This is a genomic window from Actinoplanes palleronii (genome assembly GCF_016862315.1).
GTDB lineage: Bacteria > Actinomycetota > Actinomycetes > Mycobacteriales > Micromonosporaceae > Actinoplanes > Actinoplanes palleronii.
Genome location: NZ_BOMS01000199.1, coordinates 1 through 15,081 on the forward strand (window position 1 = coordinate 1; position 15,081 = coordinate 15,081).

The 15,081-nt window shown below is 70.9% G+C and carries 15 protein-coding genes; 3 read left to right on the forward strand and 12 right to left on the reverse strand.

From position 1 onward, the window contains the following. Positions 1–7: 7 nt before the first annotated feature. From Apa02nite_RS50205 to trpS, 12 genes are all read right to left on the reverse strand, one after another. Complete coding sequence (locus tag Apa02nite_RS50205) at positions 8–688, reverse strand: DUF4272 domain-containing protein (protein WP_203831489.1); 681 nt, start codon at positions 686–688, stop codon at positions 8–10. A gap of 6 nt (positions 689–694) precedes the next feature. After that, positions 695–1,972, reverse strand: a complete 1,278-nt coding sequence (locus Apa02nite_RS50210) for a thymidine phosphorylase (RefSeq protein WP_203831490.1) — start codon at positions 1,970–1,972, stop codon at positions 695–697. Then, positions 1,969–2,682 carry a cytidine deaminase gene (locus tag Apa02nite_RS50215; RefSeq protein ID WP_203831491.1) on the reverse strand — a complete coding sequence of 238 codons (714 nt, stop codon included), beginning with the start codon at positions 2,680–2,682 and terminating at the stop codon, positions 1,969–1,971. Before Apa02nite_RS50215 ends, Apa02nite_RS50210 begins: the two co-directional genes overlap by 4 nt. 77 nt (positions 2,683–2,759) lie before the next feature. Beyond that, positions 2,760–4,028 (reverse strand): ABC transporter permease, encoded by a 1,269-nt coding sequence (locus tag Apa02nite_RS50220; protein ID WP_067687032.1) that lies wholly within the window; start codon positions 4,026–4,028, stop codon positions 2,760–2,762. Between the two features lie 4 nt (positions 4,029–4,032). After that, complete coding sequence (locus Apa02nite_RS50225; protein WP_067687029.1) at positions 4,033–5,301, reverse strand: ABC transporter permease; 1,269 nt, start codon at positions 5,299–5,301, stop codon at positions 4,033–4,035. Continuing rightward, positions 5,298–6,887, reverse strand: a complete 1,590-nt coding sequence (locus tag Apa02nite_RS50230; RefSeq protein ID WP_203831492.1) for an ABC transporter ATP-binding protein — start codon at positions 6,885–6,887, stop codon at positions 5,298–5,300. Before Apa02nite_RS50230 ends, Apa02nite_RS50225 begins: the two co-directional genes overlap by 4 nt. A gap of 126 nt (positions 6,888–7,013) precedes the next feature. Beyond that, positions 7,014–8,129, reverse strand: coding sequence for a BMP family lipoprotein (locus tag Apa02nite_RS50235; protein WP_067687023.1), 1,116 nt, complete (start codon positions 8,127–8,129; stop codon positions 7,014–7,016). Positions 8,130–8,350: 221 nt separating this feature from the next. Further along, the gene (locus tag Apa02nite_RS50240) at positions 8,351–8,587 is read right to left on the reverse strand and encodes an SCO4848 family membrane protein (protein WP_067687020.1); all 237 of its coding nucleotides are present in this window, start codon (positions 8,585–8,587) and stop codon (positions 8,351–8,353) included. A 22-nt stretch (positions 8,588–8,609) separates the two neighbouring features. Continuing rightward, on the reverse strand, positions 8,610–8,996 hold the full coding sequence (locus Apa02nite_RS50245) for a hypothetical protein (protein WP_203831493.1): 387 nt from the start codon (positions 8,994–8,996) through the stop codon (positions 8,610–8,612). Positions 8,997–9,003: 7 nt separating this feature from the next. Continuing rightward, positions 9,004–9,924 carry a YihY/virulence factor BrkB family protein gene (locus Apa02nite_RS50250; protein WP_203831494.1) on the reverse strand — a complete coding sequence of 307 codons (921 nt, stop codon included), beginning with the start codon at positions 9,922–9,924 and terminating at the stop codon, positions 9,004–9,006. Positions 9,925–9,971: 47 nt separating this feature from the next. Continuing rightward, positions 9,972–10,502, reverse strand: coding sequence for a 2'-5' RNA ligase family protein (locus Apa02nite_RS50255; protein ID WP_203831495.1), 531 nt, complete (start codon positions 10,500–10,502; stop codon positions 9,972–9,974). Between the two features lie 5 nt (positions 10,503–10,507). Further along, entirely contained in the window at positions 10,508–11,533 is a 1,026-nt protein-coding gene (trpS, locus tag Apa02nite_RS50260) for a tryptophan--tRNA ligase (protein ID WP_067687044.1), read from the reverse strand. 225 nt (positions 11,534–11,758) lie between these two features. Here trpS and galE point away from each other — a divergent pair, with 225 nt between their 5' ends. The 3 genes from galE to Apa02nite_RS50275 all read left to right on the forward strand — a co-directional run bounded on the left by galE (position 11,759) and on the right by Apa02nite_RS50275 (position 15,004). Further along, positions 11,759–12,733, forward strand: coding sequence for a UDP-glucose 4-epimerase GalE (gene galE / locus Apa02nite_RS50265; RefSeq protein ID WP_203831496.1), 975 nt, complete (start codon positions 11,759–11,761; stop codon positions 12,731–12,733). Between the two features lie 174 nt (positions 12,734–12,907). Beyond that, the gene (gene galK, locus Apa02nite_RS50270; RefSeq protein WP_203831497.1) at positions 12,908–14,050 is read left to right on the forward strand and encodes a galactokinase; all 1,143 of its coding nucleotides are present in this window, start codon (positions 12,908–12,910) and stop codon (positions 14,048–14,050) included. A gap of 141 nt (positions 14,051–14,191) precedes the next feature. Beyond that, the gene (locus tag Apa02nite_RS50275; protein WP_203831498.1) at positions 14,192–15,004 is read left to right on the forward strand and encodes an ATP-binding protein; all 813 of its coding nucleotides are present in this window, start codon (positions 14,192–14,194) and stop codon (positions 15,002–15,004) included. The last annotated feature ends 77 nt before the right edge of the window (positions 15,005–15,081 follow it).

Here is a 15,081-nt window from a genome sequence, read left to right on the forward strand (position 1 = left end):
GGACCGCCTAGACGGAGAGGTCGACCTCTTCCCACTCCGGGGGTTTGTCGTGGTACGGGCCGTGGAAGATGACCGCCCACTCGAGCGCCCACCGCCGCTGCCCGATCGCGTTGCTGTCCACCTCGCCGGGCAGCGGCCGCCCGCTCTGTTCCGCCTCCTGGAACGCCCAGTCCAGGCAGTAGTACAGGTCGAGCAGCACCGCCGCCTCGGCCGCGTCCCGGGCCGCCACCAGCGACCGGGACCGCCAGCGGCCGAACGTCTCGCCGGACGGCAGGTCGGGCATCTGGGTCATCAGGTGGTCGTCCGGCGGCACCGCGGGGTCCAGGTGCCGGCCCAGCCCGAGCAGCCAGGCCAGCGCGAACACCGCGTCGTGGTGCAGCACGAACGACCGGTGGTCGCCCTTCGCGCCGATCACGAACTGCCACTCCGGCGGAGTCACCAGCTCGACCAGGTGTGAGCTGAGCAGCCAGCTCATGGCCGCCTCGGTGGGCATCCCGAAACAGCGGGCGACGACCACGTGCAGCACCGCGGCGCGTGCCTCCAGCTCGGCGAGCGGGCGCAGCTCGACCGTGTCGCCGAGCTCCCAGACCAGCGGGAAGGAGAGCGGTGGCAACGGCAGTCCGAGCCGGGACAGTTCGTCGAGGCTGGCCTCACGAACCGCGCGGGGATCCGGTGCGGCCTTCGTCATGGTGCGTCAGGCTATGCGGTCCAGCAGGAGACCGGCAGAGGCGGGTGCGTCGCTCCCCAGAGTGATCGCGGCGAGGGCGTCGGCGCGGGCCACCGGGATCCGCGTCTCGTCGTCGGCGCGCAGCTCGAGCAGCACGTCACCGGCCTTCACCCGGTCACCGGGCTTGACCTTGAGCTGGACGCCGGCGCCGAAGCTGACCGGGTCCTCCTTGCGGGCGCGACCGGCGCCGAGACGCCAGGCGGCGACCCCGATCCCGTACGCGTCCACGGTGGTCACCACGCCGTCCTGCTCGGCCCGCAGCACCTCGGTGTGCGCCGGGGTGGGCAGCGCCGCGTCCGGGTCGCCGCCCTGCGCCCGGATCATCGCCTTCCAGCTGTCCATCGCGGCGCCGGAGGCGAGCACCTTCTCCGGGTCGGCGTCGACACCGGCCGCGGCCAGCATCTCCCGGGCCAGGGCCAGGGTCAGCTCGACCACGTCGGCCGGTCCGCCGCCGGCCAGCACCTCGATCGACTCGGTGACCTCGTTGGCGTTGCCGACGGCCAGGCCGAGCGGGGTGCTCATGTCGGTCAGCAGCGCCACGGTGGTGACACCGCTGTCCTTGCCCAGCTGGACCATGGTGCGGGCCAGCTCTTGCGCGGTGGCCAGGTCCTTCATGAACGCGCCGGAGCCGACCTTGACGTCCAGCACCAGCGCGCCGGTGCCCTCGGCGATCTTCTTGCTCATGATCGAGCTGGCGATCAGCGGGATCGCCTCGACGGTGCCGGTGACGTCGCGCAGGGCGTACAGCTTGCGGTCGGCCGGGGCCAGGCCGTCGCCGGCCGCGCAGATCACCGCGCCGATCTCGTCGAGCTGGCGCTTGAACTGCTCGTTGGAGATCCGGGCCTGCCAGCCGGGGATCGACTCGAGCTTGTCCAGCGTGCCGCCGGTGTGCCCGAGACCGCGGCCGGAGAGCTGCGGCACGGCCACGCCGCACGCGGCGACCAGCGGGGTCAGCGGCAGCGTGATCTTGTCGCCGACGCCGCCGGTGGAGTGCTTGTCGGCTGTCGGCCGGGACACCCCGGAGAGGTCCAGCCGCTCCCCGCTGGCGATCATCGCGGCGGTCCACCGGGCGATCTCGGCGGGCGTCATGCCGCGCAGCAGGATCGCCATGGCCAGCGCGGACATCTGCTCGTCGGCGACGACACCCTTGGTGTACGCGTCGACCACCCAGTCGATCTGCGCGTCGGACAGCACGTGCCCGTCCCGCTTCGCCCGGATGACGTCGACCGCTGCGAACCCGCTCAAGACTTTCCCTCCCAGCGCTGCGGAATACCGTCCGGCAGCTCACCCTCGCCCGCCCAGGACAGACCGCCCTCGGCATCCACCACCACGACCCGCGGACTGCGCACCAGGCCCCAGGCCACCGCGGCGGAGGCGGTCGGGAAGTTCGGCCCCTCCTCCAGGATGCCCTTGTCCTCGTCGACGCCGGGCGCGCCCGAGGACCGCTCCCAGTACCCGGTCCAGATCGTCTCGCCACCGGACAGGTCCGGGTGCACGAACACGGTGCCGCGCCCGCGCCACTTCGCCAGTTCAGCGGGGACCTCGGGGCCGCCGGCCGCGCCGGTGACCTTCTCCATGTCCACCCAGCCGAACGCGTGCGGCAGCAGCTCCTCCATCCGCAGCGGCCGGGGCAGCGCCTCGACCAGCATGTCCGGGCCACCGTGCTCCCAGAGCAGCTGACGGCAGCGCCCGCACGGCATCAGCGGCGCACCGGTGGCATCCACGCAGGACATCGCCACCAGCCGGCCGCCGCCGGTCGCGTGCAGCGAGCTGACCATGCCGCACTCGGCGCACAGGGTCATGCCGAGCGAGGCGTTCTCCACGTTGCAGCCCACCACGACCCGGCCGTCGTCGACCAGGGCGGCGACACCGACCGGAAAATCGGATGCGGGCACGTAGGCACGCCGCATCACCTCGATGGCGGACGCGCGCAGCGCCGCCCAGTCGATCTCCATGATCTCGATTCTGCCCCACTGCTCGGTCTGCTAACGACAGATGCCCGGGCCAGGCCCGGGCATCTGTCAGGACACCATCAACCCTTGACGTACGGAATACCGTCCGCGGCCGGCGCACGCACCCGCCCGACCAGACCGGCCACCGCGACGATCGTCGCCAGGTACGGCAGCATGCTCAGGAACTGGCTCGGCACCGGGCTGTTGATGGCGCTCAGATAGAACGCCAGCTTCTGGGCGAACCCGAAGAACAGCGCCGCGGCGAACGCCCCGAACGGCGAGTACCGGCCGAAGATCAGCGCGGCGAGCGCGATGAAGCCGGCGCCGGCCGTCATGTTCTTGGTGAAGCTGCCGGTCGCCACGAGCGTGAAGTACGCGCCGCCGAGACCGGCCACGATGCCGCCGAGCAGCACGTTCAGGTAGCGCAGCCCGCGCACCCGGATGCCCACCGTGTCGGCGGCGGTGGGGTGCTCGCCGACCGCCCGGGTCCGCAGGCCCCAGCGGGTCCGGTTCAGCCCGAAGTGGATGATCAGAACCAGCGCGAGCGCGAGCCAGAGCAGCCCGGTCGCGTTGAACAGCACCGGGCCGAGCACCGGGATGTCGGACAGCCCCGGCACCTTCCACGTCGGCATCTGCGGCGGCGCGTTGTAGTGCTCCGCGTCCGGCTGCATCAGCCGCTCGTAGAGGAAGCCGGTGATGCCGAGCGCGAACAGGTTGAGCACGATGCCGACCACGGTCTGGTCGACCAGGTAGCGGATCGACAGCACGGCCAGGATCGCCGCGATGATCACACCGCCGACCGCCGCGCTGATCAGGCCGGCCCAGACGCTGCCGGCCATCGTGCCGACCAGGGCGCCGGCGAACGCGCCCATCAGGAACTGCCCCTCGATCGCGACGTTGACCACACCGGAGCGCTCACCGAGCACACCGGCCAGCGCGCCCAGGATCAGCGGCAGGGCCAGCTGCACGGTGCCGCTCAGGATGTCCACCAGCGGCATGAACTGCCCGGCCACCTGCCAGCACAGGAACGACAGTACGAAGGTCAGCACGCCGAGCCCGAGCAGCAGGGTCGACCAGCGCTTGGCCAGGCCGGCCAGGAGCACACCGCCGGCCGCCAGGGTCAGCAGGCCGAACAGCACCGCGCCGAGCTGACCGTTGATCGAGATCGCGGCGCCCTCGGCGTTGTCGCTGAGCGTGAACCGGGCGGTCTCGCCGGGGGCGAGCGCGCCGAAGACCGCCGCGGCGAGCACACCGAGCAGGGTGAGTGCCACCCCGAGGCGACGCTGCCGGGTCCAGAACGGCTCCGGAGCGGTGACCGCGGTCAGCTCCTGCACAGTCGTGGTCGACATGGTTTCAGCCCTTCGCCGGAGAGGCGCTCTGCCCGGCGGCGCGGGCGGTGCGAAGTCGGAAGATCGCTTTCACCAGGGCGGGTGCGGCGATGAAGATGACGATCAGGGCCTGCAGCACGGTGACCAGCTCCAGCGAGATGCCGGAGTACGACTGCATCCGGTTGCCACCGGCCCGCAGCGCGCCGAACAGCAGGGCGGCGAAGAGCGTGCCCCACGGGCGGTTGCGGCCGAGCAGCGCGACCAGCAGGCCGTCGAAGCCGATGTTGCCGGCCACCGCCGGGGTCAGCGCGTGCGCCGTGCCCAGCACCTGGGTGGCGCCGCCGAGCCCGGCCAGCCCACCCGCGACCGCCATCAGCAGCGCGTACGTCTTGGCCACGCTGATACCGGCGGTCCTCGCGGCGTGCGGGTTGGCGCCCACCGCGCGCAGCTCGAACCCGAACGCGGACCGGTTCAGCAGCCAGGCCACCCCGGCGGTGACCAGTACCGCGATCACGATGCCCAGGTGCACCCGGAGCGCGCCGCCGAACGACGGCAGCTGGGCGGACGAGTCGACCGCCTTGCTGATCGCGTCGCTGCGGCCCGGCTGCTGGATGCCCTGCTGGATGACCAGCCAGCTGAGGAACAGCGCGGCGGTGTAGTTCAGCATGATCGTGGTGATCACCTCGTGGGCGCCGGTCCGTGCCTTGAGCAGGCCGGGCAGGAAGCCCCAGAGCGCACCGCCGAGCGCGCCGACGATCAGCGCGATCACCAGGTTGAGCCCGATCGGCAGGCCGAAGCTGAACCCGGCGACACCGGCGGTGACCGCGCCGAGCACGGCCTGGCCCTGCGCGCCGATGTTGAACAGGCCGCCGCGGAACGCCAGCGCGACCGAGAGGCCGGTGAAGACCAGCGGCGCGGCGTACGTCAGGGTCTCCGAGATCGGGCCGAGCGCGTCCTGCCAGGAACCGGTGCCGGAGAACCAGGCGCTGATCGCCTCCGGGTCACCGAACGCGCCCTTGAGCAGGTCGGAGTAGGCCGCGCTGATCAGGTCCCAGCTGGAGCCGAGCGCGTCACCCGGGCGGGCGGTGAAGTAGGCGAACTTCGCCAGCACGGCCGAGTCGGAGAGGACGATGAGCACGGCGCCGATCACCACGGCCAGGAAGATCGACAGCGTGGTGACGGTGACGCCGTTGGAGGCCCAGAGGTTGCGCTGGAACGCGGTGAGCAGGGTTTCCCGCTCGGCCGGTTTCTGCTCCGGCTCGCGTGGCGCCTCGGTGGTGGCTTCGGCGGTCACTTCGTTCCTTCCTCGCCGGCGCCGCCGGCCTCTTCCTCAGCCGCAGCCTCTTCCACAGGCGCGTCCTCTTCCACCGGCGCGACGGCGGCGGGCTCGCTGGTGACACCGGCCATCAGCAGGCCGATCGCCTCACGCGGGGTATCCGGCGAGACGATCGCCAGGATCCGGCCGCGGTACATCACCGCGATCCGGTCCGCGAGGTTGACCACCTCGTCCAGCTCGCTGGAGACCACCAGCACCGCGGTGCCCTGGTCCCGCTCGTGGACGATCTGGCCGTGGATGAACTCGATCGAGCCGACGTCCACACCGCGGGTCGGCTGCGACGCGATGAACAGCTTCAGCGGCCGGGACATCTCCCGGGCGATGACGACCTTCTGCTGGTTGCCGCCGGAGAGGGTGCCGACCGCGGTGTCCGCCGACTGGCACCGGATGTCGAACTGGGCGACCCGCTCCTTGGCGTTGCTGGCGATCCTGCTGGTGTCCAGCCGGATGGCGTTGCCGAACGGCGTGCTGTCGTACATGTCCAGGATCAGGTTCTCGGCGACGCTGAATTCCTTGACCACGCCGTCGTGGCTGCGGTCCTCGGGGACGTAACCCACCCCGGACCGCAGGATCCGCTTGGTGCTCAGCCCGGCCAGGTTCTCGCTGTCCAGCTCGACCGTGCCGGCCCGCACCTCGCGCAGCCCCATCACGGCCTCGACCAGCTCGGTCTGCCCGTTGCCCTGCACACCGGCGATGCCGAGCACCTCGCCGGCGCGGACCTCCAGGTCCACCCCGTCGACCGCCCGGATGCCCCGGTCGTCGTCCACGATCAGGCCCTTGACCTGCAGGACGGCGCGGCCCGGCTCGGCCGGGGTCTTGTCCACCTCGAGGCTCACGGCGCGGCCGACCATCAGCGCGGCCAGCTCGTCCTCACTGGTGTCCGGGCTGGCGGTGCCGACCACCTGACCGCGACGGATCACGGTGATCCGGTCCGCGATCTTCTTGACCTCTTTGAGCTTGTGGGTGATGAAGACGATCGACTTGCCCATCTCGGTGAGCGACCGCATCACCGCGAGCAGCTCGTCGGTCTCCTGCGGGGTGAGCACCGCGGTCGGCTCGTCCAGGATCAGCAGGTCGACGTCGCGGGTCAGCGCCTTTACGATCTCCACCCGCTGCTGGGCGCCGACCGGGAGGTCCTCGATCAGGGCGTCCGGGTCGACCGGCAGGCCGAAGCGCTTCGAGGTCTCGATCACCTCGCGGCGGGCCCGGCGGCGGTCCAGCCAGCCCAGCGGGCCACCGCGGACGTTCTCCGCGCCGAGCGCGATGTTCTCCGCCACCGTGAAGACCGGTACCAGCATGAAGTGCTGGTGCACCATGCCGATGCCGGACGCGATCGCGTCCCGCGGGCTGCGGAAGACCTTGGGTTCGTCGTTGACGACGATCTGGCCCTCGTCGGGCTGCAGAAGGCCGTACAGCTGGTTCATCAGGGTCGACTTGCCGGCGCCGTTCTCGCCCAGCAGGGCGTGCACCTCGCCGGGTTCGACGGTGATGTCGATGTGGTCGTTGGCCACCAGGTCGCCGAAGCGCTTGGTGATGCCGCGCAATTCCAGTTTCAGCGGAATCTCCCGACTTCGGTGTTGGACCTGGTGGAGTGGGTCTAATGCGAGCCGCCGCTCGGCCACGGGTCGAACCCCGCGGCCGCGCGGCGGCCGAATGCTACTACTGCAAGGTCACTTCGGCGCGTTCGCCGACTCGACCTTCACGGTGCCGGCGATGATGTCCTTCTTGAGCTGGTCGATCTCGGTCTTGAGACCCGCGTCGACCTTGCTGTCGAACTGGTTGTACGGCGCCAGGCCGACACCGTCGTTCTCCAGCGTGCCCAGGTAACCGGGGGTGGCGGCGAGGGCGGTGCCCTTCGCGCCGTTCACCGCGGCCTCCTTGACGGCCTCCTCGACGTTCTTGACGACCGTGGAGAGGAACACGTCGCAGTACTGCGCGGCGCTCTTGCAGCCGTCCTGGTCGACCCAGATGACCGAGACCTTGCCGGCCGAGTCCTTGGCGACCTGCGCGGTGCCCAGGCCGGTGCCGCCGGCGACCGGCAGCACCACGTCGGCGCCCTGCGAGACCAGGGTGTTGGTGATCGTCTTGCCCTTGTTCTGGTCGATGAAGCTGTCGGCGAAGGTGCCGTTCTGCTTCGCCTTGTCCCAGCCCACGACCTTGACGGTCTTGCCCTTCTTGGTGTTGTAGTACGCGACGCCGTCGGCGAAGCCGTCCATGAAGATGGTGACCGGGGCGATCTTCATGCCACCGTAGGTGCCGACCGTGCCGGACTTCGAGTAGCCCGCGGCGAGGTAGCCGGCCAGGAACGCGGCCTGGTGGGTGGCGAACTGCATCGGGTACACGTTCGCACCGGTGCTGCCGCTGTCCACGATCCCGAACTGCGAGTCCTTGGCCTCGTCGGAGACCTTCTTGGTGACGTCACCCATCAGGCCGCCGACCGCGAGGATGAAGTTGCACTTCTGGGTCACGAAGCTGCGCAGGCCCGGCTCGTAGTCGGCCTCGGAGGACGAGGAGACGTACTTCGGGTCGATGCCGCTGACCTCGGCCTTGGCGGCCTGCAGGCCGGCCCAGGCGGAGGCGTTGAACGACTTGTCGTCGATGCCGCCGGTGTCGGTGACCATGCAGGCCTTGTAAGCGGCGGTGGTGGCCGCGCTGCTGCTGCTACCGGACGGTGTGTCGGCCGGCGCGTCGCCACAAGCGGCAGCTGCGAGCGTCAGCCCACCTGCCGCGAGAATCGCCACGATCCGCTTCCCACGTACTGGGCGCAAGACGCTCTCCTTTTCCATGCACACCGCCAACCGGTGGGCTCAGGTCGGCAGCGTAACTGCGGGCCACGGGCCGGACGGGAGAAAGGTACGGACTGTTGGCGCACCGTTATCGCGCCGCAATCACCAGGGGTTTGCCCTGCCGCTTTCGATGGGTTCGCAGAGGAATTGCCCGGTAGCCCCGTAACGAAGGCTTAATCTTTCGCGCCACCACCACGTTCGCCGCCGGATTTGCGGCCGGGTCACGGTCCGCTTCGGCCTGCGGCCCGCCATGCGCGTACGCCGAGCAGCCCGACAACCGTCCCGATGACGAGCGAGGCGCCGATCAGCAGGGCGTGCACCCACAGGAACGCGGTCGGGGTCCCGCCGTCGAAAGCCCTGTCGTCGCGGTAGATCGCCAGTCCGAACCGGGGCCAGATCACCCACGTCCACACGCCGACCGCCACCAGGAACCCTGCCCACCGTCGCGTGATCACCACGGCGACGAGTATCGCAGTGGGCTCAACCGGCCAGCCGGGCGGCTATCCGGCGCCAGCCCGCGCGTACGTCGGCGGGTTCCGGCGTCTCCGGCGGCGGCCCGGCGCCGAACCGCTCGGCCAGCAGCTCGTCGGCGGGTTCGCTGTCGTCCTCGGCCGCCACCCGGACCGCTTCGATCTCGGCGCGGATCGCGTCCGCGCCGTCCAGCGGCAGCATCGGCTCGACCACCGCCATCAGGTCGTCGTCGGCGACCACCGCGCGGGCCAGCGCCACCGCGTGGTCCCGCTCGTACGGCCCGCAGACCACCGGCTCCCAGTCCTCCCGGTCACCCAGCGAGCCGATGGTGATCACCCACGGCTGCTCGGTCAGCGGCGAGCCGGGCGGCAGGTGCAGCGTCACGAGGGTCCCCATCCGGACATCATCGCGGGCGGGACTCCCGGATCCAGAGGTTTTGCCCCACCGGGGCGGTCTTGTCGTCCGCCGACAGGTCCACCACCCGGCCGTGCGGGCTGGTCGCCGCCCAGGCCGCGCCGAACAGCAGCAGCTGGTTGAAGACGTACAGATAGACCAGTGCGCCGACGGCCGAGCCGACCAGTCCGTACGCCGGATTGCGCTCGACGATGCCGACGAACGTCTTGCCCACCGTGTTCAGCAGCATCAGTCCGATGCCGACCTGCAGCACCGGCGGCGCCATCCGGCGGGCGGTCATCCGCAGCCGGGGCACCGCGGCCAGCAGCGCCGCCGCCAGCAGCAGGTTCACCCCGAGGGTGAGGACCAGGCTGACCACCGCGAGCAGCTCCGGGACGTGGTTGCCGGCCAGCCAGTCGAGCAGGCGTTCCAGGCCGTAGACCGCGGCCTGGGTGAGCGCCAGCAGCAGCAGTATCCCGATCAGCACCATCAGGTCGACGGCCTGCCGGATGCCGAAGTACCCGGGCTGCTCGCGCAGCTGCCAGATCAGCCGCTGCGAGGAGCGGATCGCCTCGACCCAGCCGACCCCGGTGACGGTCAGGCCGAGGATGCCGACGATGCCGACGGTCTTCTTGCTGTCCAGAATGGCCTGCACGTCGAGGAACGGCAGGTTGTCCCGGAGGAAGTCCCGGACCAGGTCGAAGAGCTCGGTGTTGTTGGTCAGCAGCAGGCCGAAGATCGAGTAGCCGATCAGCAGCAGCGCGAACACCGCGAAGAACCCGTAGTACGCGATGGCCGCGGCCAACCGGCCACCCTGGACGCCGTCGTACCGCAGCAGCGCCCGGCAGAAATGATCGAAGTATCGGGACCGGTATCGCACCGCCATGATCCGGGCGGTGACCGCGTCGTACGCCCGGTCGACTGGGTTCACCGGGCGACAGTAACGGACGCCACACCGGATGGCCGGTCAGGCGCGGGTCAGGAGCCCAGCGGGAAGTCGCGGCGCGGCTGCCAGGGTCCCTCGCCGCCGTGCGAGAACAGCGTGAACGACGACACCGGGAACCGGGCCGAGAACCCGGCCAGGTCGTCGAAGACCGCGTCCAGCGCCTCCGGTGCCACGTCCTGCGCGACGGTGACGTGCGGGTGGTACGGGAACCGGCTGTCCCGGTGGATGTCCGCCGACCGGGTGATCCCCTCGGCGAGCAGCTCACACTCGCTGATCCCGATCGCCAGGGTCACGAACACCACCTCGGTGATCGGCCGGAACGTCCCGGTGCCGCGCAGGTGGATGGTGAACGGCGGCTGCGCGGCGGCGACCGCCTCGAGATGCTTCTCCACCGCCGGCAGCGCGTCGGTGTCCACCTCGGTGGGACCGAGCAGCGTGACGTGCGCCGGCGTGTAGGCGGCCTGCGGGTCGCCGGCCTCCGCGCGCCGGCGGGTCAGCAGGGCGCCCCACGGTTCCGGGATGTCGACGGCCACGCCGATGCGTGTCCGGGCTGGGTCGGCCACGGTGGTCAGGCTCCGCGGACGGGGCTGAGGAACCCCACGTTCTTGTACGTCCTGGCCAGGGTCGCCGCCGAGACCGCCCGGGCCTTCTCCGCGCCGATCGCGAGGATCTTGTCGAGCTGCGCCTTGTCGTCCAGGTACGCCTTGGTCTTCTCCTGGATCGGCTTGACGAACTCGACGAGCACCTCGGCCAGGTCCTTCTTCAGGTCGCCGTAGCCGCGGCCGTCGTACTGCTCGAGCAGCTCGTCTATGGTCCGCGTGGTGAGCGCCGCGTACATGGTCAGCAGGTTGCTGATGCCGGGCTTGTTCACCTCGTCGTAGAGGATCTCCCGGCCGGTGTCGGTGACCGCGGACTTGATCTTCTTGGCCGAGCGGGCCGGGTCTTCCAGCAGCTCGATGATGCCGTTCGGCGAGGAGGCCGACTTGGACATCTTGCTCGTCGGGTCCTGCAGGTCGGTGATCTTCGCGGTGTCCTTGACGATGTACGCCGAGGGCATGGTGAAGGTCTGGCCGAACCGGCCGTTGAAGCGCTGCGCCAGGTCGCGGGTCAGCTCCAGGTGCTGCCGCTGGTCCTCGCCGACCGGCACCTGGTCGGCCTGGTAGAGCAGGATGTCGGCGGCCTGCAGGATCGGGTACGTGAACAGGCCGACGCTGGTGCTGTCCTGGCCGGCCTTCGCCGACTTGTCCTTGAACTGGACCATCCGGCCGGCCTCGCCGAACCCGGTGATGCAGCTGAGCACCCAGCCGAGCTGCGCGTGCTCGGGGACGTGCGACTGGACGAAGAGCGTGCAGCGCTCCGGGTCCAGCCCCAGCGCGAGCAGCTGCGCGATCGAGACGCGGGTGCGGGACCGCAGCGCCGCCGGGTCGTGCCCCATGGTGATCGCGTGCAGGTCGACGACGCAGTAGAACGCGTCATGGGTCTCCTGCATCGCCACCCAGTTGCGCACCGCGCCCAGGTAGTTGCCGAGGTGGAAGGAATCGGCGGTCGGCTGGATGCCGGAGAGCACTCGCGGACGGCGGGCAACGTCGGACATGAACGCCATTGTGTCAGTGACCGTCCCCGTATGACCAACACCCCCGGTGCCGGCCATGTGACCAGCGAAGGCACGCGGGGATGTTTTGTCCCGTTGCTCGCATGCTCAATAATGTTCGAAGATGTTGACCCTTGAGTGCTTGACGGCGATACTCACTCGGAGATCTGCCCCTGCGTACGCTCGGGACTGATCCGGATCGCCGTCTTCGCCAGAGAGGTTCACCTCGTGAAATTGCTCGTTACCGGCGGCGCCGGTTACGTCGGAAGTGTGACCAGCCGGCTGTTGCTGGACGCCGGTCACGAGGTCGTCGTGCTGGACAACCTGCGCACCGGGTTCCGCGAGTCGGTCGCGCCGGACGCCACCTTCGTCGAGGCCGACATCGCCGACGCCGCCCAGGTGCTCACCCCCGAGGCCGGCTTCGACGCGGTGCTGCACTTCGCCGGGCTGATCGCGGCCGGCGAGTCGATGGCCAAGCCCGAGCTGTACTGGCACGAGAACGTGGTGAAGTCGCTGGCCCTGCTGGACGCGATCCGCGCCGCCGGTGTCCCGCGGGTGATCTTCTCGTCCACCGCCGCGGTCTACGGCAACCCGGTCGAGCTGCCGATCAGCGAGAACGCCGCGAAGGCGCCGACCAGCACGTACGGGTCGACCAAGCTCACCTTCGACCTGGCGCTGACCTCCGAGACGTTCGCGCACAACCTGGCCGCGGTCTCGCTGCGCTACTTCAACGTGGCCGGCGCGTACATCGCCGACGGCTACGAGATCGGCGAGCGGCACGACCCGGAGACGCACCTCATCCCGATCACCCTGCAGGCGGCCGCCGGCAAGCGGGACAAGCTGCAGCTGTTCGGCGACGACTACCCCACCGTGGACGGCACCTGCGTGCGGGACTACATCCACGTCGAGGACCTGGCCCGGGCGCACCTGCTGGCGCTGGAGGCGGCCACCCCCGGCGAGCACAAGATCTACAACCTGGGCAACGGGAACGGCTTCTCCAACCTGCAGGTCGTCGAGGCGGCCCGCGAGGTGACCGGCGCGGCGATCCCGGTGGAGACCGCACCCCGGCGCGACGGCGACCCGGCCACCCTGGTCGCGGCGTCCGACCGGGCCCGCACCGAGCTGGGCTGGGTGCCGCAGAAGAACACCCTGCAGGCCATGATCGGTGACGCCTGGACCTTCTACCGCAAGCACGTGGCATGAGCGACTGCACCGAGCGGCACCTCGCCGCACCGGACAGCGGCCCCGCAGGCGAGGGCCACGAGCGCATGCCGAAGAAAGGCGCAGCATGAGCGACTGCACCGAGCGGCACCTCGCCGCACCGGACAACGACCTCGCAGGCGAGGGCCAGAAGCACATGCCGAAGAAAGGCGCAGCATGAGCACGGCGAGCGAGGCCCTGGCGGCCTTCACCGCGGCGTACGGCACGGAACCCGCAGGACTGTGGGCCGCGCCTGGCCGGGTCAACCTGATCGGCGAGCACACCGACTACAACGACGGCTTCGTGCTGCCGTTCGCCCTGCCGCAGCGCACCGTCGCCGCGGTCGGCCCGTCCCCGGACGGCACCTGGTCGGTCAGCTCCACCCTGGCCCCCGAACCGGTGACCTTCGGTGTCACCGAGCCGGGTGAGGTGACCGGCTGGGGCGCGTACGTCGCCGGCGTGGTCTGGGCGCTGCGCGACGCCGGCTTCGAGCCGCCCGCCGTGCGCATCGCGATCGCCTCCGAGGTGCCGCTCGGCTCCGGCCTGTCCTCCTCGGCCGCGCTGGAGTCGGCGGTGCTGACCGCGCTGATCGACCTGGGCGGGCTGGACGTGCCGCTGGAGCGGCGCCCGGCGATCGCCCAGCGCGCCGAGAACCTCTACGTCGGCGCGCCCACCGGCATCCTCGACCAGTCCGCCTCGATCCGCTGCGAGGCGGGCCGGGCGCTGTTCCTGGACTGCCGGTCGTACGCCATCGAGCAGATCCCGTTCGACCTGGCCGCCGCGGGCCTGGCCATCCTGGTGATCAACAGCAACGCGCCGCACCAGCACGTCGACGGCGAGTACGGCGCCCGCCGCAAGAGCTGCGAGGAGTCCGCCGCGATCCTCGGCGTGCCGGCCCTGCGCGACGTCGGCGTCGACGAGCTGCCGGCCGCCCTGGACCGGCTCGGCGACGACGTGCTGCGCAAGCGCACCCGGCACATCGTCACCGAGAACCAGCGGGTGCTGGACACCGTGGCGCTGCTGCGCGCGGGCAAGGTCCGGGAGATCGGCCCGCTGCTGACCGCCTCGCACGACTCGATGCGCGACGACTTCGAGATCACCGTGGCGCAGGTGGACGTGGCGGTGCAGGCGGCGCTGGCGGCCGGCGCGTACGGTGCCCGGATGACCGGCGGTGGTTTCGGCGGCTGCGTGCTCGCCCTGATCGACGCGGACCGGGCCGAGGTGACCGCCGACGCGGTCGCCGCCGCCTACACCGAGCACGGCTTCACCGCCCCGACCAGCTGGGTGGCGGTCGCCGGCCCGGGCGCGGGCAAGATCTGACCGCCTCGTGACGCTCGGCGGGCACCTCGCCCGCCGAGCCGCGAGTGACCCGTTCGGTCGTCACCCACCTGCCCTTTCACCCGATCACCCGCAGGAGCGAGACCCGGGCCGGGCGGGTGGGCCCGCGGTTATGGTGTCGGCATGGCGGTCAGCACACCGTATCTTCACGACGACACCGAGCCCGGTGTCTCCGTCCGCGTCGACATCGGCGCGGACACCGCCGTCTCCCTGCTCACCGTGCGCGGCCCCTGGGACGAGCGGCTGCGCCGGACCACGTCGGTCTCGCTGCGCCGGTGCTTCACCGACCACCCGGACGCGCTGATCGTCGACCTCAGCCGGTTGCTCGACCCGCGCAGCGAGAGCGCGCCCACCTGGACCGTCGCCCGGACGGTCGCCGCCGAGCTGCGGCCGCCGGTGCATCTGGCCCTGTGCGTGCCACCGGATCTGCCGCTGGCCGACCGGATGCAGGGCCTGGGCGCGGGCAGCCGGTTCCTGCCGGTCTTCGCGAAGGTGCGGCAGGCCCGGGTCGCGGTGGCCGGGCGGCTGCCGGGCGCCGAGCGGATGATCGCCGTCCTGCGGCCGGACACCGACGCGCCGAGCACGGCCCGCAACCTGGTCAGCGACGCCTGCCTGGCCTGGGGCCTGGCGCATCTGCTGCATCCCAGCCGGTTGGTGATGTCCGAGCTGGTGACGAACGCGGTCGAGCACGCCGGCACCGAGATCCGGGTGGTGGTCGCCTGGCGTGGCACCGGCCTGCACCTGTCGGTCGGCGACGGCTCACCGCGGATGCCGCACCTGCTCCGCCCGCCCCGCCCGCGTCAGGGCCGTCCGCTGGACGAGCGCGGGCGCGGGCTGCGGGCCGTGCACGAGACCGCCGAGCTGTGGGGCGCCGTGCCGACCCCGGAGGGCAAGGTGGTCTGGGCGACGGTCCGGCCACGCCGGACCGTCGCCTGACGGCGTCTCAGGACGCTTCGATGATCATTCCGGCGGCGACCGTACGGTTGGTCGACTCGTCGATCAGGATGAACCCA